Origin of the sequence: Thermococcus thermotolerans (assembly GCF_024707485.1) — an archaeon.
Lineage (GTDB): Archaea > Methanobacteriota_B > Thermococci > Thermococcales > Thermococcaceae > Thermococcus > Thermococcus thermotolerans.
In genome coordinates this window covers 1,221,894-1,240,662 of the sequence record NZ_CP102602.1, presented here as the reverse complement: position 1 = coordinate 1,240,662, position 18,769 = coordinate 1,221,894, and the positions used below count along the sequence as shown (strand labels likewise).

Annotated in this window: 19 protein-coding genes; 6 read left to right on the top strand and 13 right to left on the bottom strand. The window is 51.4% G+C overall.

Features of this window, described 5'->3' with window-relative positions:
• Positions 1-8 precede the first annotated feature (8 nt).
• Positions 9-446, top strand: a complete 438-nt coding sequence (locus NUS69_RS07130; RefSeq protein WP_258085030.1) for a metal-dependent transcriptional regulator — start codon at positions 9-11, stop codon at positions 444-446.
• Between the two features lie 44 nt (positions 447-490).
• Here NUS69_RS07130 and NUS69_RS07125 read toward each other — a convergent pair whose 3' ends face one another.
• From NUS69_RS07125 to NUS69_RS07090, 8 genes are all read right to left on the bottom strand, one after another.
• Entirely contained in the window at positions 491-1,870 is a 1,380-nt protein-coding gene (locus tag NUS69_RS07125) for an NCS2 family permease (protein ID WP_258083150.1), read from the bottom strand.
• A 121-nt stretch (positions 1,871-1,991) separates the two neighbouring features.
• A complete protein-coding gene (locus NUS69_RS07120) occupies positions 1,992-2,657 on the bottom strand; it encodes a hypothetical protein (RefSeq protein WP_258083149.1) in 666 nt (221 codons plus the stop codon).
• A 261-nt stretch (positions 2,658-2,918) separates the two neighbouring features.
• Entirely contained in the window at positions 2,919-4,136 is a 1,218-nt protein-coding gene (locus NUS69_RS07115; protein WP_258083148.1) for a C39 family peptidase, read from the bottom strand.
• 221 nt (positions 4,137-4,357) lie between these two features.
• Positions 4,358-5,362 carry an ABC transporter ATP-binding protein gene (locus tag NUS69_RS07110; protein ID WP_258083147.1) on the bottom strand — a complete coding sequence of 335 codons (1,005 nt, stop codon included), beginning with the start codon at positions 5,360-5,362 and terminating at the stop codon, positions 4,358-4,360.
• Complete coding sequence (locus NUS69_RS07105; protein ID WP_258083146.1) at positions 5,356-6,981, bottom strand: ABC transporter permease; 1,626 nt, start codon at positions 6,979-6,981, stop codon at positions 5,356-5,358. Before NUS69_RS07105 ends, NUS69_RS07110 begins: the two co-directional genes overlap by 7 nt.
• A gap of 78 nt (positions 6,982-7,059) precedes the next feature.
• Positions 7,060-7,425 carry a hypothetical protein gene (locus tag NUS69_RS07100; RefSeq protein ID WP_258083145.1) on the bottom strand — a complete coding sequence of 122 codons (366 nt, stop codon included), beginning with the start codon at positions 7,423-7,425 and terminating at the stop codon, positions 7,060-7,062.
• Entirely contained in the window at positions 7,415-8,221 is an 807-nt protein-coding gene (locus NUS69_RS07095; protein ID WP_258083144.1) for a hypothetical protein, read from the bottom strand. Before NUS69_RS07095 ends, NUS69_RS07100 begins: the two co-directional genes overlap by 11 nt.
• A 41-nt stretch (positions 8,222-8,262) precedes the next feature.
• Positions 8,263-9,333, bottom strand: a complete 1,071-nt coding sequence (locus NUS69_RS07090) for a YraN family protein (protein ID WP_258083143.1) — start codon at positions 9,331-9,333, stop codon at positions 8,263-8,265.
• A gap of 186 nt (positions 9,334-9,519) precedes the next feature.
• On the opposite strand from NUS69_RS07090, the gene NUS69_RS07085 reads away from it, so the two are divergent.
• A complete protein-coding gene (locus NUS69_RS07085) occupies positions 9,520-10,566 on the top strand; it encodes a DmpA family aminopeptidase (protein ID WP_258083142.1) in 1,047 nt (348 codons plus the stop codon).
• Here NUS69_RS07085 and NUS69_RS07080 read toward each other — a convergent pair.
• The 4 genes from NUS69_RS07080 to NUS69_RS07065 are packed head-to-tail and all read right to left on the bottom strand — an operon-like array spanning position 10,563 to position 13,917.
• Positions 10,563-11,408, bottom strand: a complete 846-nt coding sequence (locus NUS69_RS07080; RefSeq protein ID WP_258085029.1) for a deoxyribonuclease IV — start codon at positions 11,406-11,408, stop codon at positions 10,563-10,565. The genes NUS69_RS07085 and NUS69_RS07080 overlap by 4 nt on opposite strands.
• Positions 11,409-11,449: 41 nt before the next feature.
• Entirely contained in the window at positions 11,450-12,511 is a 1,062-nt protein-coding gene (locus NUS69_RS07075; protein ID WP_258083141.1) for a hypothetical protein, read from the bottom strand.
• A complete protein-coding gene (locus NUS69_RS07070; RefSeq protein WP_258083140.1) occupies positions 12,489-13,622 on the bottom strand; it encodes a DUF373 family protein in 1,134 nt (377 codons plus the stop codon). The genes NUS69_RS07075 and NUS69_RS07070 overlap by 23 nt, the downstream gene beginning before the upstream one ends.
• Positions 13,615-13,917, bottom strand: coding sequence for an MTH1187 family thiamine-binding protein (locus NUS69_RS07065; protein ID WP_258085028.1), 303 nt, complete (start codon positions 13,915-13,917; stop codon positions 13,615-13,617). Before NUS69_RS07065 ends, NUS69_RS07070 begins: the two co-directional genes overlap by 8 nt.
• A 94-nt stretch (positions 13,918-14,011) precedes the next feature.
• Here NUS69_RS07065 and NUS69_RS07060 point away from each other — a divergent pair, with 94 nt between their 5' ends.
• Both NUS69_RS07060 and NUS69_RS07055 read left to right on the top strand, forming a co-directional pair.
• On the top strand, positions 14,012-14,626 hold the full coding sequence (locus NUS69_RS07060; RefSeq protein WP_258083139.1) for a TIGR00296 family protein: 615 nt from the start codon (positions 14,012-14,014) through the stop codon (positions 14,624-14,626).
• 91 nt (positions 14,627-14,717) lie between these two features.
• Positions 14,718-15,800, top strand: a complete 1,083-nt coding sequence (locus tag NUS69_RS07055; protein ID WP_258083138.1) for a choice-of-anchor L domain-containing protein — start codon at positions 14,718-14,720, stop codon at positions 15,798-15,800.
• Here NUS69_RS07055 and NUS69_RS07050 read toward each other — a convergent pair.
• Positions 15,797-17,155, bottom strand: coding sequence for an RsmB/NOP family class I SAM-dependent RNA methyltransferase (locus tag NUS69_RS07050; RefSeq protein ID WP_258083137.1), 1,359 nt, complete (start codon positions 17,153-17,155; stop codon positions 15,797-15,799). The two genes, NUS69_RS07055 and NUS69_RS07050, sit on opposite strands and share 4 nt — an antisense overlap.
• A gap of 239 nt (positions 17,156-17,394) precedes the next feature.
• On the opposite strand from NUS69_RS07050, the gene NUS69_RS07045 reads away from it, so the two are divergent.
• Positions 17,395-18,237, top strand: coding sequence for a hypothetical protein (locus NUS69_RS07045; RefSeq protein ID WP_258083136.1), 843 nt, complete (start codon positions 17,395-17,397; stop codon positions 18,235-18,237).
• On the top strand, positions 18,237-18,668 hold the full coding sequence (locus tag NUS69_RS07040) for a hypothetical protein (RefSeq protein ID WP_258083135.1): 432 nt from the start codon (positions 18,237-18,239) through the stop codon (positions 18,666-18,668). Before NUS69_RS07045 ends, NUS69_RS07040 begins: the two co-directional genes overlap by 1 nt.
• The last annotated feature ends 101 nt before the right edge of the window (positions 18,669-18,769 follow it).

The following is an 18,769-nucleotide window of genomic DNA, read 5'->3' as shown; positions in this document are numbered from 1 at the left end:
TGAGGACGTTGGAGATAAGCAAGAGGGAAGAGGAGTACCTTGAGACGATGTATATCCTCCACAAGAACAAGGGCGTGATAAGAGTCAAAGACATCGCCAAAATGATGAGGGTCAAGCCCCCAAGTGTCGTCGATGCCCTCAAAAAGCTCAATGAGAAGGGACTGGTTGAATACGAGAAGTATGACAGGATTCTTCTTACCGATGAGGGCAGAGAGGTCGCTGAAAGAACGTATTCAAAACACCTCCTCCTCACGAAGTTCTTCATAGACATCCTTGGCATTCCGCCGGAGATAGCCGAGAGGGATGCCTGTCAGTTCGAGCACTACGTCAGCGAGATAACCGTGAAGAGGATAAGGGAGTTTGCGCGGTTTATCCAGGAGGAGTGTCCCTACGTGCTGAAGCAGTTCATCAGGGAGAAGCTGGCCGGGAACGCTGAATCGGAGTGATTTCTTCGTTCATTAAGTTTTTGCTCTTCTAAAATAAAAAGAGTTCAGAAGACTCCGCCGAGGTAGGCGAAGTAAGCCACGAATATTATCGCCAGGATGTACATGAGCGGGTGGAGCTCCTTTCCGCGCCCGCTGAAGAGCTTCAGCAGTGTGTAGCTAATGAAGCCCGCGCCGATTCCGTCGGCTATCGAGTAGGTGTAGGGTATCGTTATGAGGACGAGGAAGGCCGGAATGGCCTCGGTGTGATCTGTGAAGTCAACCTCCTTGATGGCGCTGAGCATGTAGTAACCTACTATGACAAGGGCGGGGGCCGTTGCGAAGGCCGGTATTGACTGGGCGAGCGGCGCTATGAAGAGGCCTATGCCGAGGAAGAGTAGCCCGGTAACGAGTGCGGTCATTCCGGTTCTTCCACCCTCCTCTATTCCCGCGGCGCTCTCGATGTAGGTCGTGACCGTTGAGGTTCCGAGGATGGCTCCGACGGTCGTGCCTATCGCATCGGTGAGGAGAACCTTCTCGGCATCGGGAACCTTTCCGTCCTTCGTGATGAAGCCTGCCTTGGCGCTCAGACCCGTAACCGTTCCCAGTGTGTCGAAGAAGTCCACCATGAAGAATGCGAAGACAACTCCCAGCGCCCCTACGTTGAGGAGGCCCTGGAGGTCCATCTGCATGAATGTGTAGCTGATGTCGGGGATCGAGAACAGGTGCTCGGGCCAGGGGGCGACGCCGGTGATCCAGCCGATGACGCTCGTAGTTATGATGGATATCAGGAGCGAGCCCTTAACGCGGAGCGCGATGAGGACCATCGCGAGGAAGAGGCCGAAGAAGAACAGCAGTATGTCGCCGCTCGCCAGAGCGGAGGTGTTCAGCCCGGTGAACTGGAGCGTTCCTATCAGGTGGGTTTGGCCATCTATGACAAGCTCTGAACCCTGGGGGGCCACGACCTTGGCGGAGAGAAGGCCGACGTCGTTGAGGCCTATGAAGGTCAGGAAGAGCCCTATTCCCGCCCCGACCGCGTACTTCTGGCTGAGAGGTATCGCATGGATTATCGCGCTTCTCACTTTGGTAACGCTGAGGACGATGAAGATAAGACCTTCAACGAAGACCGCCGCGAGGGCAACGCGCCAGTCGTAGCCCATGCCGATAACCACGCTGTAGGCGAAGTAAGCGTTTAATCCCATTCCCGGTGCGAGCGCAAAGGGTTTCTTGGCGTAGAGGCCCATGAGAATCGTCGCGAAGCCCGCAGCCAAGGCCGTGACAGCGACAAGCGAGTTGAAGGCCTCCTTGCCCATAGCATCGCTGAGTATAGCGGGGTTCACGAAGAGGATGTATGCCATGGTCATGAAGGTCGTCATTCCGGCGAGCACTTCGGTCTTCATGTCCGTGCCGTGCCTCTCAAATTCAAAGTAGTTCTCAAACCATCCCATGAGCTTCACCCCTTGAGTTGACTGATTTTTGCTAATAACTTAGTTTTTTAAAGGTTTTTTTGACAGAAAAGTGTTAAAGAAAAGAAAGATGGGATGTGGGCACTGTTGGACGAGCGGAACCTTAACCCTCACCGCCCACTGCGGTGAAGCCTTCCGCGTAGGCCTTCACGACCTCCTCTCCCTCGCCGAGTATCATGAGAACCCTGACCAGGTCCAGACCCTTCACCTGGACGAACTCCACGTAGAGGTACTGATCACCCCTGCGATATAGCTTGACGCTGAGGGGCTTAAAACAGTCGTTTTCCTCGGGCATGGCCCAGAGTTCAGTCTCTTCGAAGCCCTGGCCTTTAATGGAAGTTTCGAATCTCTCTATCAGCGTTTTTATGGGGCAGGTGCAGGTGGCTTTAAGCTCTACCGGAGTCTCAAGGAAGAGGTGGTAGTCCCTGAAGTCGGTCCAGGTCTTGGTTGGTGTCAGGATGGTAAATTTCCAGGTTGCGTTGGCCGTTGGAACGTACTGAACCGCGAAGTAGGCCCTTCCCGGCGGCAGTTCCAGCCACCGTCCTTTTCCTCCATCCCAGCACTCTGTTTCGTGTTCGGGAAAAGTCTCGTTTATTAAAACCGCCTGGTAGAAGGATTCTCCGCTCTTTCTGCCAACCAGGGCCATTGTAAAGCCGCCCATTGAGCAGGGCAACGTCAGGTTGAACTTCTCCGGCCAGTAGATGAGGTAGGCGTTCCAGCCCTCGGGCGTGCCGGTGCTCATGTTGGGGTAAACGGCGAACCAGTCCATCAGCGTGATCTCGGAGCCGTTGGTTACTTCGGTGATTTTATTGTCTATCCATTTGCCTACTGAGGTATTTTTTGGTTGTTTTGAGTGGATAATAAGCTTGCATTTCTGGTTGTATTCGTGGAGATTCAACGTCTGGTTGTTGGGAGAGATAGTTTCTTTTTCCCAGTAACGTATACCTAATGCAGTGACTACTATCAGAACAATCAATAGAAAAATAAAAAGACGAAACTTAAACCCTCTGGCGCCTTCCATAATAGTCATTCACCCCTTGTAAATAGGTCTAACTATGGTCAATACTGGATTAGTTATACTTTCGAGCTGTATCCATGCTGCATAGGGACTGTTTTCTGTTGTGTGGACGTATATGTACTTGCTACCGTCGTCAAAAGCTTTGTATCCTGTTACTGCTACTGTATGATAATTGCCGAGACCCTGAGAAGGCCATTCAAAATTGCCATCTTCGCTTACTCCATGAGTGGATGTTAGTATAGTTGGCCTGTTCATGTTGATCTCGCTTTTAATGTACGTGTACAGCTGAAGGTTATTCGAAAGATATAACGTAAACGAATCGTAGTCATATCTGGGTTTTCTGGAAATTATGCCGCTGTTGTACAACTCCACAGCTTTTTCATAGAACCTCTCCATTCCTAGGGCAATGTTTTGATAAGATGTTTCTTTTCCTTGAGTATCCATGGTTATGTGGAGTATGTCTATCACCGCCTCACGGTACCAGCTGTCTCGATACTGAAGTTCATAATACCCTACTATCATGGCTCCTGAGATCGGGGCACATCCATCATCCTTTTCCCAGGGATCGGGATCGGGTCCAACATAATCGTAACCGAGTTCTGTAACCTCAATTGGATGGGGTGTTGGGGGCAAACCATTATCTGCACCACCTTCATCGCTATCCTGCCAAGACCACGTCGGAACTGTGAGGATGACTTTGTATTCTACCGCACTGGCAAGCAGTGTTGGATACCTCACCTCAACGGAGGTGTGGGCTTTTTCTGTCCGGAGTGATTCCCACTCTTTTTGGTTCCTGATGGCATCAACTTCCAGTGAGAGGGTGTATCTGCTTGGCTTTTTGTACTCTCTCCCCTTCATGTTCACTACCGTGTCACCCGTTAGTAACCCATAGCTTAGTCCTCCAAGGTAGGTGAAGCGGTAGGTTTTCACTCCTTTCCTCGCGGCGAGTTCTTTCATCATGTCGCTCGGAGTCTTCTTGCCAAATCCCGCCTCTAGGATTGCCGGTGGCAGGTTCCTGTTGGCTGATACTATGATGTAGCCTATGGTTTTTCCATTCTTGACCATTCTGAATTCGTAGGCCGCCAACCTGCCGTCGGGGAAGTAGAGGGGGGTTGGGTTGGTTGGGACTGCCCCGTTGAATTCCGGGAACTTGTGAAGTTCCCTGACTGCCAGTGCTTTGACTGTCGCTAGAGGTACTGCTTCTGGCTTGTCAACTGGTGCTGCCGTCACGACCCCCCCCCAACAAGAAAAGTCCGATGAGTAACACTGCTGGGGTCTTCCAGTTCATAACCTGCACCTCCAAGGAAAATTGCATTACAAGATATGCCACTGATCTATTTAACTTTTTCTATCGCTAAAAGTGAAACTTTGGGTAAAACTAAGTTATAACCAATTGGACTTCTATAGTGTTGTTGATGTACCTTGGTACATTGAAAAAACCACGGCGCATTTCACCCCAGCACCGAGAAGCTCCCCACTTCAACACCTACCCGTTCCGGCATAGCCTCAACGCCGAAGGGCAGCTCGTCGAGGAAGCGCTCCGCTAGGATTACCTCTCCTTCAATCCCAAGCCGCAGTCTTATCCTTCCTGGCAGGAGTTCGTAGTCGATGATTTCGGCGGTATCGCCGGGTTTTATGTAAACACTCTCAGGCCGGAAGAAGATTCTCACCTTTCCCTCTCTTCCGACGTCGAAGCACAGCCCTCCAATGCAGGCTCTTCCGTTCTCGGCTTTAAGCTCCAGTATGTTGCTCAGACCTAAAAAGCGCGCCACGAATTCGGTCTTTGGGCGGTAGTAGAGCTCCAGCGGTTTCCCCACCTGCTCAATGTGGCCGACGTTCATGACGGCTATCCTGTCGCTTATCACCATCGCCTCCTCCTGGTCGTGGGTGACGTATATCGTCGTTATGCCGAGCTCGCGCTGTATTCTCTTTAGTTCTCCCCTCAAACGCTCCCTTATCTTGGCATCGAGGTTGCTCAGCGGCTCGTCCAGGAGAAGGACCTCGGGCTCGACGACCAGGGCCCTCGCGAGGGCAACGCGCTGCTGCTGGCCACCGCTCAGCTGCTCCGGATAGCGGTTTTCGAGGCCTTCCAGACCGACCAGCTCAAGCGCCCACTTCACCCTCCTCTCTATCTCCGCCCTTGGAAGCCTCTTCATCTCAAGGCCGAAGGCGATGTTCCTGAAGACCGTCATGTGGGGAAACAGCGCGTAGTCCTGGAAGACTATGCCTATGCCGCGCTTGTAGGGAGGTAAATCGTTCACCGGCCTTCCGTCGAAGAGTATCTCGCCCCTCCCCGGCTTTTCAAAGCCCGCTATCATTCTGAGCGTCGTCGTCTTCCCACAGCCGCTCGGGCCAAGGAGCGTGAGAAACTCGCCGTCCTTAACCACTAACTCGCTTATCTCAAGCCGGAAATCCTCCCACTCCTTGAGGACTCCCTTCAGTTCTACCCTTACCATACCTCCTCACCTACCCTCTCGATTATCAGGAAGCCCAGCGTTGAGACCGCCATAAGAAGAACGGACAAAGCTGAGGCCGAGCCGAACTGCCTCGCCCCGAGGAACTTGTATATGGCCACGGTCATGGTGGTATATTCTGGCTTGGCCAGCATGTAGGTCGCTCCCAGCTCGGCTATGCTCATTGCAAAGGCGAATATCGCGCCGACGATAACTCCGCCCAGAGCTAATGGGAGCTCCACCCTCAGGAAGGCCTTCCACTCCCTGGCACCGAGGCTTAACGCCGCTTCAAAGAGGTTGGGCCTTATTTTTTTGAGGCTGGTGGAGACGGCGCGCAGAACGAAGGGGTAAGCTATGACCGTGTGTGCCGCCACGATTATCCAGACCGTGTAGTAGAGCGGCGTGGTGTGGAAGACCCTTATGTAGCCCAGGCCGAGGGTTATGGCTGAGCTTGCCAGCGGGAGCATCACAAGGACGTCGAAGATCCTCTTGCCTTTAAACTCCCAGCGGTGGAGGGCGTAGGCTATGGGCAGGGCTATGAGGACTGATAGAACTATCGTTGCCAGACCAAAGGTGAGTGAGTTCCTTATCGCGTCGAGCGTCGTCGCCCCGAACATCGGGTTGTACTCGGTCGAGAATATCCTCCGGTACCATTCGATGCTCCAGGCGTCGTTGAAGCGCAGGGAGTCGTAGAGGACAGCTAAGAGCGGGGAAACGATGAAGAGGAAGATGATCAGGGAGTATATTCCAACGAGCACTCCTTTGAGGCTCAGCCAGTCACGCCTCGTGAACGGAACCGGCCTTCTGAAAACCCTCTGCTCCTCGCGCTTGGCGTAGGCATCGAGCGCCCTCAGGTAGAGGTACATGAAGCCTATGCTCAGGATTATCTGGATTATGGCAAGAGCCGAGCCGGTCTTGAAGTCGAGGAGCACCATTATTGAGGTGAAGATGTCCACCTCTATCGTGGCGTACTGGTAGCCGCCGATGATGAGCGGAATCGAGAAGCTCAGGAAGCAGAACACAAAGGTGAGCATCGCGGAGGCAAAAATCGCCGGGGAGATCATCGGCAGGGTAACCTTTCTGAAGAGCGTCCAGCCTCTGGCTCCGAGTGCCATCGCGGCCTCCTCGTAGTGGGGATTAACGCGCTGCCACAGCGACGAGACCATGCGTATAACGATGGGGAAGTTGTAGAAGGCGTGTGCCAGGAGAATGCCCTTCCAGGAGTAGATTATGCCAAGGTCACGGCCTAAAAGCTGGGTCACGAAGCCGCTCTTTCCGAAGAGGAGAATGTAGCCGAGAGCCACCATCACACTGGGCATGACGAACGGGACGGTTAGGACGGCCTTTATGATGCCCTTCCCCGGGAAGTCGTACTTGGCGAAGATGTACGCCCCGGGAAGGCCGAGTGCTAGGGTGAGGAGCGTCGAGGCTATTGCCTGCCCTATCGTGAAGAGGATGACCCTCCTGTGGTAGTCGTTGGCTAGAACTGCGGAGAGGTGTTTGAGGGTGAGGCCGTTCTCCCAGAGGCCGGTTTTTAGAATACTAGCTAACGGGACGTAGAAGAAGACCACGAGGAAGGCCAGAGGGATGAGCAGGAAGAGCTTCGAGAGCCTTGACCCCATGGTGACAACTCGGTTTTTGCTCTTTATAAGCGTTGATTAACAATAAAACCTTCCCAAACACGAGTAAGTGCAATGTTATTAACACGTCCCCTCATTCATGAAGACTGTCAAAAATTTCATCAGCTCGTGGCTGTAAACGTCCCACCACTTGCTTCTTGGATTGGGGTGGATTTCGAGGATTGTGTGGTCTTTGACGGTATAAATCCAGAAGTCTGCGTTGGCTACACTCTCTCCTCTGATATTTCTTAGAGGATCAAAGAATAAGTCTCCAGCAGCTATTATGCCAAAACTTTCGTCTATGGTGCCTTTTCTCTTAAAGTGTTCCATCCGAGGGTCATCAAACTCCTCATCCCGAATTTTAATTTCAAACTCCTTTTTGAGGAAGTTTTCAACCTCTTCCGGCTTCTCACCAAACACGAAGTAAAGATAATTATCAACACCCATCTTCCTCCACCTGGGTCTTAAAGTAATCTTCGGCCCTCCTGAGGAGCAACTCATCTTTAACCTTCCGACCGATGCGCTTGAATGTAACCCCAACGATTTTTAAGCTAAACTCTGCTTTGTCATTCAAAATGTCACGGTAGCACTCCTCATCCATTAAATCGACTTCCTCTACTGCGACGAGTATTTTATAGTCCTCAATGCTCTTTACCAGCACGTACTCCTTTTCTTCCCTTCCGGGCCTTTCAATCAGTTCATAGAGACCATCCTCAAGGCCAAGAAGCTCTTTCTTCACTACTGTGATGGCTGAGGGTAGGGTTTTGAGTTTTCCGGTTTTAATTGTCTCGGGAAGCCAGTTTATGAACAAATATGACATGTTGTAATTGAAACCGAGTTCTGTTAGATCTGCATCATCCCTGTAACCGCATATCAGGAGAGGTTCTGCCTTCATGAACCGTTTTAAGAGCCTGATGACTTCCGAGCTGAGGACAAACCCCCACCTGCTTCTTGGATTGGGGTGGATTTCAAGGATTGTGTAGTCCTTAACAGTATAAACATGAAAGTCAGCGTTGATTATAACCCCCCATTCTGTAGTCCTTAGTGGCGGGTCAAAGAGCAGTTCGCCTGAGGTGATTAGCTGAAAATGCTCTCCTAAAAGACCCTTTTCCCCGAGGTAATCCATCCGAGGATCATCAAACTCCTCATTCCGAACCTCAGCTTCAAACTCCCTTTTAAGAAAGTTTTCAACCTCTTCCGGCTTCTTATCAAAGACAAAGTAAATATAGTTATCAACGCCCATATCTTCACCTCCTTTGCTGTAGTTTAGAAAAAATAAAAAAGTTAGTTGAAGTTAGATCCGAGATAAACTAAGCTTATATCAACGTTGTATTTTGAACTAATTTCCCTGAGCTTCTGAAGGATGTAAGTGGGTGGATATGATGGTCCCTCTGCATAATAAATTTTTATCGTCTTTATTCCGTGGTTTCTGGCGTATTCAGCCTGTTTTGCTATTTGACCAATATCTATCCCATCAAAGCTTCTCTTACACTCAACGTAAACTGTTCTTCCACTCTTTTCGGCGATTATGTCAATCTCAGTTTTTCCGATTGAGGTTACCACGTCCTTCTCTACCTCTTTTATCCTCCATCCACTCCGCTTGAGGTGGCTCACAACCTCAGCCTCATAGAGTGGTCCGAGGTCTTTTTGGGTTTTCAAGTCTCTATTTATGGCCCCAATAAGCTTGCTTCCTCCTTTTCTAACGCTTTTTGCGTCGCTGAGTACCCTTTCAAGCTTTTTGACATCCCAGCCCCTGTCAATGATTAATCGTCTAGCTTTTGCGCTGGTTATACCCATGCTTTGGATTCTCTTGAGGCTATTAACAACGTCATCGAAGTTCTTACCCCTCTTTACGACGTATTTCTCTGCGATTTCTTTGATGTACTTCTCGCCGAGGGCGCTCTTTACCCACTTGGCACTGCTGGCACTAACATCGGTAATCTTTCTGACGACTTTGGTACGCCACAGGTCCTTTTTGACGATTACTATTGAGTACTTTGTAATCTCGTCCCCGTGCTTGGCTAGGACTTTGATACCAAGCTTGAGGCCGTCCCCGGGGTCTGGGATTAAGAGCGAGACTGCATCGTAAACCATCGCGGCTTCTGGAGAAACGTATTTCTCAAGCGCCCAGCTGAGGAGCAAATCCAGCAGAATCATGCCAACAAAGATGAGTATCGGGCCTACTTGTGGCTGTACCTCGTCTCCCGGTTTTCCCTGTGGGTTGAGTCCCGACGGAAGCTTCACCGTGCTGTTGGTGGATGAATTGACGAGGCTCGCAGTGGCACTTGCTCCACTAACTGTCATTCCAAGGAAGAGCACAATCAAGACGAAGGTAGCAAACCTACGCCAGCCCATGGAATCACCGTATTGGACGCATTTTTATTGTATTTTAAACTTTTCTTCGTAATAACTGAATTATATTACTACAAACTTTGATAAGTAGTAATTGGAAGCAGAAAATATTCGGTGGATTTTTAATCCAGCATGAAAATTGTCTCCAAAACCCTAAAAGCCAGAGAGCGTAGGGGTGTTGGTGATACCATGAAGGCCCCTGATCTGGGAATAAAGATAGGCCGTTATGAGCACGGGAAAAAGAACTCTATAGCTGATTTGGGCGTCAGGGTTGGTCATTCGACGATAATCGAGGGGGACGATATTAGAACGGGAGTTACGATCCTCGTTCCGCCGGTGGGGAACCCCTTCAGGGAGAGGCTCTTCGCAGGAGTTTACACCTTCAACGGCTTTTCCAAGCCGATTGGGTTTATCCAGGTGGAGGAGCTCGGCTACATCGAAACTCCAATAGCTTTAACCAGCACGCTGAACGGCTACCGTGTTGCGGACGCTCTGATAAGCCTTTGGGCGGAGGAGAACCCCGAGGGAATATCGGTAAACCCGCTCGTAATGGAGTGTAACGACGGCTACCTCAACGATAATAAAAAGCGTGCCGTTAAGGAGGAACACGTCTTTGAGGCTTTCGAGGGCGCATCCCTTGACTTTGAAGAGGGCTCTGTTGGAGCAGGCACCGGAATGAGCGCCTTCGAGTTCAAAGGGGGGATAGGTTCCTCTTCAAGGGTAGTTGAGATTGGTGGCGAGGAGTACACCGTTGCGTCGCTCGTCCTCAGCAACTTTGGCAAGAGGGAGGATTTGGTCATAGCGGGCGTTCCCGTCGGCTGGGAGTTGAGGGACTACCCGGGCAGGGGACTTTCCATGGGGGGCAGCATATCTATTGTAATCGCCACAGACGCGCCTCTGACCTCCCGTCAGCTGGCTAGACTGGCTAGGAGGGCAATCCTCGGCCTGGCCAGGACGGGCTCCTACGGCCACAACGGGAGCGGGGACATAGTTCTGGCTTTCTCGACGGCCCAGACCGTCCCGGGCGGCAAGGAGGCTCATTCCATGGGGTTCCTCCCGGACGATGCACTCAACAGGTTATTCATAGCCGCAGCTGATTCCACTGAGGAGGCGATAATCAACTCCCTCCTGCAGGCTAGGACGATGGGAGGCAGAAACGGCAGGATCCGCTACGCCCTTCCGGTTGATAGGCTCCTGGAAATCATGGAAAGATACGGGAGGATTGAGAGGGCTTAAACCCGTATCTCCTCGTATTTCTTTTTCATCAGCAGGGCGTCGCCCTCTATGTTCGGGCTCTCGCTTATGACCACTCCCTTGACTTTGAACTCCTTGAGGACCCTCAGCAGGTCTTCCCAGTTCATGTCGCTCTCCTGGAGGTTGAGGTGGTTCCTCTCGCCCTTTGAGGTGTAGTTTATGCCGCTTATGTGGATGTGCATGTTGTCGAGAGCCTCTCTGCCGAGCCGGTCCTCCATAAAGCTCAGCATCTCGCGCCACTCTTCGGCGGTGTTGAACTTCCCCACGTTCCGGGCGTGGCAGTGGGCGAAGTCTATCGTTGGTAGAACCATCTCGATCTCTTCGCTGAGCTTCACGAGCTCTCTCAGGTCTCCGAACTGGGTCGGCTTGCCGGTCAGCTCGGGCCTTACCCACACCTCGATGCCCCTGTCCTGGAGGCTCTTTACGATATCCTTAATCTCCCCCCGTATTTTCTCATAAACCTTTCCAGGGTCCTGCTTTAGGTAGTAGCCCGCATGAAAAACCACGCTCCAGCCGCCGGCCTGGTGTAAGCGTTCAGCGCTCTGGATTATCCTCTTCTTGCTGGCCTCGATCTTGGCCTTTTCCGCCGCGTTGAGGTTGATGTAGTACGGTGCGTGGGCGGTCAGCAGAATATCGTGCTTTCTGGCGACGTATTTTATCTTCTTCGCCAGCTCCGGCTTGAGGTTGACCCCCCGGACGAACTCCAGCTCCATCGCGTCAAGGCCTAGGTTTCTCACGTGGACTATTCCGTCAAGAGTTGAGCGCTTTGGGGTTGAGATGGGTATTCCGGCCGTTCCGAAGCGCAGTCTGTCAACTTTAAACATGCTCACCACCCGAAAGAATTAGGGGAGCCTAATTCATAAACCTATCGCTCGACTTTCTGCCCGAGTATCTCCTCAAGTTTGGCGAGGCTATCCTTCAGCTCCTTCTCAAGGTGCTCCAGCTGGCGTCTGAGCTTTCGTATCTCTGCCTCCTTTTCCTCGATGAGGCGGTGGAGTTCCCATATCTCCTTCTTTTTACTCTCTCCACTGGCCAGGATTTCGTCCCTTTTCTTCTCAAGCTCTGATAGCTTTTCTCCTTCCTGCCTGATGGCCTCGGACTTCTCCTTGAGGTTCTCTATCAGCCACTGGGCGGTTTTCTTGTACTTGCCCTCCAGTCTAGGATATATCCTCTGGAGCAGGGAGACGAACTCATCGGGCTTTCTGAGGGCAACGCCGCTGTCATTTATGAGTTCGTCGGCTATCGGCTCGTGGAGGCGCATCCTCTTTATGGGCTTCTGAAGCTTTGATGCCTTTGAGCGAACCTCCATCTCGGCACTCCGGAGCGATGAAGAAAGGCTTTTTATGTCCTCCTCAAGTTCCTGAAGTCCGTGCCTGCTGTAGAACTCCTTGAGTTCACCTTCCTTGGCTTTTATTTCCCTTTCAAGCTCCAGCTTTTCCTGCTCAATCTGTTGGATATGTCCCCTGGTTTTTTCCTCTTCCCAGAGGATTTCCCTCAGCCGGAGATCCGGCAGGCCTTTTTTGCTCAGCTCATTGTAGTAGCTCACGTAGTCCTCGTTCAGCTCCTTCAGCAGGCGGTTTATGGCGTAAACGTCCTTTTCGAATATTATCAGGAGGTACTTTCCGTGACCCACGTGGAGCTTAGCTAAGTCGGGGAGGCGCTTTCCGAGGTCGTCCATGTCGCTTATACTGCTCAGTACGTTCCTAAGTGCTGTCACGTAATTCCTCTTTTCAGCAGTGACTATTTTTTTGATATTCTCATCGACCTTCTTGGGAACCTCTTTTTTCTCCAGTGCGTCTATTTTCTTCAGAACTTCCCGTATCTTCTTTTCCAGGCGTTTGTTGTACTTCTTCCTTATCTTCTCGACCTCTTTTTCTGCCTTCTTTCTCCTTTTCTCATACTCCTCAAGCGCTTGCTCCAGCTTCAACTCTCTCCCATCCCCTAACTTTTCCTCTCATGTAGATTCCAACCAGAATAGCCACGGCCACGTCGGCAATGGCTAGAAGGAGCTTTGCAAAGACGTCTATGTCGGATATCGTGAGTATGGCCATCGCGTACCTCGTCGTCAGGTCTATCGTTATCCACAGCGCGGGCATCAGGAGCAGGGCTGAGACGTAGTACCAGATGTGGTAGTCCTTCCGGAGGTAGGCCTGGATGGTCTTACCCATTATCATCACGGATATCCCTATTATCAGCGGGGCGCCTATGGCGTTTATGTAGATGAGCGTCGCCAGCAGAGGTGTCCCGGGCCAGCCGCCGATTATCTCCTTCGCGTACTCCTCAAGCCTGAAGTAGGCGTTGATAGAACCTCCGATGATTATGAGAACACCCGCAACCGCGGATATTACGAACACGAACTGCTTTGCGATGGTTTCCCTGAAGTTGAGCCGGAATCCCTTTGTGAAGAAGTACCCGCCTATGATGAGGAGTATTGTTCCGGTTATCGTGGCAGAGACTATCTTGACGCTGTCAGGATACCAGACACCTATGAGTCTTGCGATACCGTAGAGCAAGAGTATCATCCCCGGAATCCCGAGAACTACCTTTGCCACCTCTGGGTCGCTGAGTATCTCCCTCAGGTAGCGGTAGATGATATAATAGGTAGTTTCTATGCCCTCGCTCTGCTTGACGACTACCCTGTGAGAGCTTACTATGGGAACCTTTGAGGTTATTATCGGGAATATCTGCTCGTCCTCTGCCCCGTCGGTGACGGTAATAACCCCATCGGCGGGAAACCTCTCCAGGACCAGCTCAAGTTGCCTGGCCAGCTCCATATCACTTTTTACCCCCACCTTGGGATGGCCGGTTATCAGTGCAACTTCGACATCATCGAACTCCCCGCTCCCTTTGAGCTCATCGTAGAGCTTGACGGCGGCATAGACAACGTTAGCATCGCTGTCCTCCGGATCGGCCAGACTGAGCTTTAGGGCGGCGTCAATGCAGGCGTCTCGCCCGATGACGGGTCCTTCAACCCCCGCCTTTTCTCCGAAGTCGTCATCGCGGTCTATAGCTAGAATCAGGGCCTTAATCTCAACCACCCCTGACCTTTTCCATCACGGATTTCACCTTGTCCTCCATTTTTCTCTCCACATCACGCCTGTCGTCTATCCTCACGGTTGTAGAGACCCTCTCAGCCCCGAGCTCGAACATGAGTTCATGGGCCTGTGCTATTATTTCAAACGCGTCCCTTGCGGTTGGAACCTCTATTATGGTTGCCATCGGAGTCAGTTGATATTTAACACCCTTTCTCTCTAAAAGCTTTACCACCTCTGCGACGTACCTGCTGAGACTTTTCTCCCCGAGGGGAACGATAACGAACTCAACTATCACCATCTTCGACACCCGACTTAACTTTTTTCGGCAATCTTTTAAATCTTGCGGGAAAGATAAATAACCCCTCCCGCCGTAGGGGTCAGAGGTGAGGGCGATGTACAAGATCAAGGACGAATGGGGAGAGTTTCTCGTCAGGCTCGCGAGGAGGGCTATTGAAGAGTACGTTAGAAACGGCAGGACTATAAAACCACCTGAGGACACGCCTCCCGAGCTGTGGGAGAAGATGGGCGTTTTCGTAACCCTCAACAGACGTCACTCTCCCCCCCAGATGGCGCTCAGGGGATGCATCGGCTTTCCCCTCCCAATATATCCGCTGGTTGAGGCCACGATAAAGGCGGCTATCTATGCGGCGGTTGACGACCCCCGCTTCCCGCCCGTGAGGGAGGGTGAGCTGGATGACCTGGTTGTTGAGGTGAGCGTCCTGACGCCGCCGGAACTCATCGAAGGGCCTCCCGAGGAGAGGCCAAAGAAGATAAAGGTCGGCAGGGACGGTCTGATCATCGAGAAGGGCATTTACTCCGGCCTGCTTCTCCCGCAGGTGCCGATAGAGTGGGGCTGGGACGAGGAGGAGTTCTTAGCTCAGACCTGCTGGAAGGCCGGTCTTCCACCCGACTGCTGGCTCGACGAGGATACGAAGGTCTACCGCTTCACGGCGGAGGTGTTTGAGGAGGAAAAACCGGGAGGGCCGGTCAAAAGGAAGCCGCTGTGACCGTCCTGGAAAATTTTTCGAATAATTACCAAAATTTCTTGAAAATATTTAAATAGTTGTGGGACATACATCAAAATAAGGTGAGGTCAGATTGGAGAAAAGACAAGTTCTGGTGGTCCTGGCCCTCCTGCTGGTTCTGGGTAGTGTGGTCTCTCTGGGATACGTTGGGGCCACCTATGGGACGGTCATTACAAGGGATGCGACCAATGAGGCCAAGGCCATTCTCAACTCCAACTTTCAGAATTCGCTGGTGACCGCCAAGTTCAGGGGTGTTGAGGAGCAGATTCTGGTGACCACGAAGCCGTTGCTCGGTTTCCCGATTGAGGGGGATTCCTATGTGATCCTAAGCTCCGGCGATGCGAGGTACGTCACCGAAGGGAGCACGTACGACGTTGAGAACATGGGGGGCCTCTCCATATCCGGAGGCCACCCGGTAACAGGGGAGACCATATACGACGTCGCCAGGCTTGAGATAACCCTCGAAGTACCCTACGGTGCCAAGGAACTGTCCTTCCGCTGGAGGATCGTCTCGGACGAGTATTCTCCATACAACGACTTTTTCTACGCATACGTCGTCTTCCCGGATGGCACCAAAAAGGTTGCCGCCACGGTGCTTAACGGAACCATCCCGTACATAACCATAATCGAGCCGTATCTGACGCCCATCAACGGCCAGGATGGCGTCGTACTGTGGAGAATGAGCTCCATATACGTGGCCAGGGTCGATGTTTCCCAGTACCAGGGCGAAAAGATAACGCTGGTTCTGGAGGTTGGAGATGAGGGCGACAGCATCGTCGACACGACGGTTCTGATTGATGACCTCAAGTTCGATGTTCCACCTGCGTACTTCATATACAACCGCATGATGGTCATCGCCCAGGTGTGGACAATGTACTTCTTCAGGCTTCACGACGACTTTGATGAAGTCTACGCCAACGCAAGCGCCATGGGGGTCGATAACGAGACCCTTGCTCTGGCAAAGGAACTCCACGAGAACGCGACCCAGATGATGATGGGGGCATGGCATACGGACAACCTCGATGACATAAAGCTCCGCGTCTGGGGAGCGATACCGACGTACCCGAGGCTCCACTTGGTGAGGAAGGCATACGTTCTGGAAAGGGACGCTGTTGGCATGCTCCTTGATGCCATGAAGGAGCTTGAGGGCGGCTAGTCCGCCCTTCTCAATTTTGCAATGAAGAATCCGTTGCAGTCGTGCCTGTGCGTCCACGCTCTGAAAACCCTGTCGCCGATTTCAAGGAAGCCCCTATCGCCCCAGCCGAAGGGGTAGTTCATCAGCTCAAGCCCCACCCTGTTTATCGCGAAGAGCACGTTCTCCTCGTCTTCGTCAATCCTAATCGAGCACGTCGAGTAGGTCATCTCCCCCCCGGCTCTGAGGTTCTCGTAGGCATTGCGGAGCATGTTCCTCTGGACGTTTATGATGCGCTTGATTTTCTTCTCATCGAAGCGCCACTTGACCTCCGGGAACTGCCGGTAGGTTCCGGAGCTTGAACAGGGGGCATCGAGGATTATTTTGTCGAACTTGCTCTTATCCCTAAAGCTCTGGCCGTCGGCATGAACCAGCTTGACGTTTTTGATGCCCAAAAGCCTCATCTTCTCCTTCATGCGCATGAGCCTGTCGTAGGAGTAGTCAACCGCGATTATCTCTCCTTTGTTCTCCATCAGCGCCGCCGCGTGGAAGGTTTTACTCCCCGGTGCGGCCGCTAAGTCCAGAACCCTCTCTCCCGGCTCCGGAGCCAAAACATGGGCAACGTAGGCAGAGGCCAGATCCTGGATAGCGAACTTCCCTTCCCTGTACCAGTCGAGCCTCGTTACCGGAGTTTTGTATTCGAGGATCTTCAAAACGTCCGGGACGGGCGTTAAGGCCGTCCTTACGCCGTTCTCCCCAAGGTAATCTCTGAGGGAATCAACGTCGGTCTTGAGGGTGTTTGCTCTAACGTAATAGCGTTGTAGTCTGTTGTTGCTGAGGAGGAGTCTTACTGCTTCGTCGTAGCCGAGGAGGTCTATAGCGTACTCCACGTACCATCTCGGGTGCGAGAAGCGGACGGAGAGCCATTCTACCCTGTCCCTCTCCTTAAGCCGTTTTAGGGCGTTCTCCACGTCAAACTTCTCTATCGAATGCATGAGCGCGTTCACGAACTTTGCCCTTGAGAAATCAAAGCGTTCTTTGACGACCCTGATTATCGAGTCGGTCGCCACAGCCGGGGGAACCTTCCGGAAGTGGATTTCAAAGGTGCCGATTCTCAGGAGGTTGGCCAGGTAGGGGTCTAATTCCTCGACCGTTGAGCCTTTGAGGACGGAGTTTATTATGAAGTCTATCTTCGCCCGCCACTTCTCTATCTCGAAGACGTAGGCATGAGCTAATCCCCGCGCCTTGTCCCGGTCTTTGCCGGCGACCCTCTTAAAGACCCTCTCAAGGGCGTGCTTCGATGAGAGTTCACGCTCCTCAACCAGGCTCAACGCGTCCGCCACCACTTCCTGAAAGCTCACGCGGTAAAACAGCTCCATGGACGGGGCTTTGTGGGGGAGTTTAAAAAGGTGGTGGTGTGTGCATGAGTATGCAACTCTTTTACTCTGGCTTCTTTTCGTTCATTCTACTGGGAAAACTCTATTCTGAAAAAAATTATACTCGAAAAAAAACGAAGAAAATGTACTTATAGTAAAAGGAAAAGTTTATAAAGACAAGTTGAATTATATAAATTGCAAAAACACTACGGAGGTGAAATCCCGTGAAGTGGCGAGGCTTGATGGCAGTCTTAGTAGGACTGCTGGTGCTGGGAGCATCAGGAGCTACATTGGCAACTTCATATCCTGAAGTGTCCGTACCTCAGGAATCTGTTGCTTCGAAGATGTCTCCGGAGGTATCTAAAACCGCACCGATATCTCCAATGGTGCTTGGAGATAAGAACCAGCTTACAGTCAGATTTAGAAAGGATTTGTCATTCGTCCTTGACGGGAAGTTATACCTCGCATTTGAATGGAAATGGAATGGGTTGCCAGAATTGTTTGGCGGAGGCAAGGATGCCATTGTAATCTCATTTCCTTGGGAAATCCATGGTTATCCTGACCCTTACATATTCTATGAATATCTGCCAGAAGTTCGTATTGAAACAGTACATGGCATGGAGTACAAAGTTGGCCCTGTAAGGTTCTCTATAGAACCTACTGAGGAGCTATTATTTTACAACGGAGGCTATCGCAGGATCTACCAAATGTTCATCAAAATTCCAGTAGATGACGATGTCTCATGGGGCATAATATGGGTTGGGATAACCCCAAAGAAAAAGATAACACTAGGGACTCATTTTGGTTACTTTCACAATTGGGACTACATTAGGCCAACCATGACTGCCTTCAATACACTCGTAAGCATTAAATATACAAATCCGCTCGTCTCGACTACCGTGACGTGGGGTGTTGAGAAAATACTCGGTGATGTACTGGGGAGAGGCAAAGGTCTTTGGGAAAAGAAGGACGAGAGGGAAATAGTTTACTCCACTAGCGAATATCCCTGGAAATCAACTCCACCATGGCCTCCATGTTCGCCGGGAGGGATATGCCCTACATCAATCGGGGGGAGTGTAAATTGATGGATGAATATTACAGAGTACGGTTTAGAACCAACCTTTTGAGGGAGAGCATAGTCTCTTTTGGCCTATCTTTTCTTTTTGGGACGTTGGACAGTCCAGACGTAGTGTTTATAGCCATTGTTTCGTGGGCAATATCTAGTTTGGTGTGGATTGTATATAACTCACATAAGTGCAGCGAGTTATCCAAACGACTTGAATGCAGGCCGCTATGTGATACCCTTCTAAAGAAGTCTTTTATTGATTCCGCAGGCATTGGGATAATAGTTCCGGCAAGTCTGGTTAGCAAGTACCTTAACCAGAACTATGCCGCTTTGGCAATACTGGCGATTGTATGGGCACTGGCATCGGCAAAAATATTGAGTAATATTGATTATCCATACGAGTGGGCTTCATCCGAGAGAATCAGACGGGCGAAGGAGAAATGCCTGTAAACTGCACAAACTCAATTGTTCTGCAATTTTTGAAAGCAGGTCGTGCCTTCCAATGGCGAAGTTTATTTATGGGATAAAAAGCCAATTAATCACGGTGAGAG

Bases quoted from the DNA above. Each gene is read 5' to 3' on its own strand.
- NUS69_RS07125 (WP_258083150.1), bottom strand. From the start codon at position 1,870: ATGGGATGGTTTGAGAACTACTTTGAATTTGAGAGGCACGGCACGGAC.
- NUS69_RS07120 (WP_258083149.1), bottom strand. From the start codon at position 2,657: ATGGACTGGTTCGCCGTTTACCCCAACATGAGCACCGGCACGCCCGAG.
- NUS69_RS07110 (WP_258083147.1), bottom strand. From the start codon at position 5,362: ATGGTAAGGGTAGAACTGAAGGGAGTCCTCAAGGAGTGGGAGGATTTC.
- NUS69_RS07105 (WP_258083146.1), bottom strand. From the start codon at position 6,981: ATGGGGTCAAGGCTCTCGAAGCTCTTCCTGCTCATCCCTCTGGCCTTC.
- NUS69_RS07100 (WP_258083145.1), bottom strand. From the start codon at position 7,425: ATGGGTGTTGATAATTATCTTTACTTCGTGTTTGGTGAGAAGCCGGAA.
- NUS69_RS07095 (WP_258083144.1), bottom strand. From the start codon at position 8,221: ATGGGCGTTGATAACTATATTTACTTTGTCTTTGATAAGAAGCCGGAA.
- NUS69_RS07090 (WP_258083143.1), bottom strand. From the start codon at position 9,333: ATGGGCTGGCGTAGGTTTGCTACCTTCGTCTTGATTGTGCTCTTCCTT.
- NUS69_RS07085 (WP_258083142.1), top strand. From the start codon at position 9,520: ATGAAGGCCCCTGATCTGGGAATAAAGATAGGCCGTTATGAGCACGGG.
- NUS69_RS07080 (WP_258085029.1), bottom strand. From the start codon at position 11,408: ATGTTTAAAGTTGACAGACTGCGCTTCGGAACGGCCGGAATACCCATC.
- NUS69_RS07065 (WP_258085028.1), bottom strand. From the start codon at position 13,917: ATGGTGATAGTTGAGTTCGTTATCGTTCCCCTCGGGGAGAAAAGTCTC.
- NUS69_RS07060 (WP_258083139.1), top strand. From the start codon at position 14,012: ATGTACAAGATCAAGGACGAATGGGGAGAGTTTCTCGTCAGGCTCGCG.
- NUS69_RS07050 (WP_258083137.1), bottom strand. From the start codon at position 17,155: ATGGAGCTGTTTTACCGCGTGAGCTTTCAGGAAGTGGTGGCGGACGCG.
- NUS69_RS07045 (WP_258083136.1), top strand. From the start codon at position 17,395: ATGGCAGTCTTAGTAGGACTGCTGGTGCTGGGAGCATCAGGAGCTACA.
- NUS69_RS07040 (WP_258083135.1), top strand. From the start codon at position 18,237: ATGGATGAATATTACAGAGTACGGTTTAGAACCAACCTTTTGAGGGAG.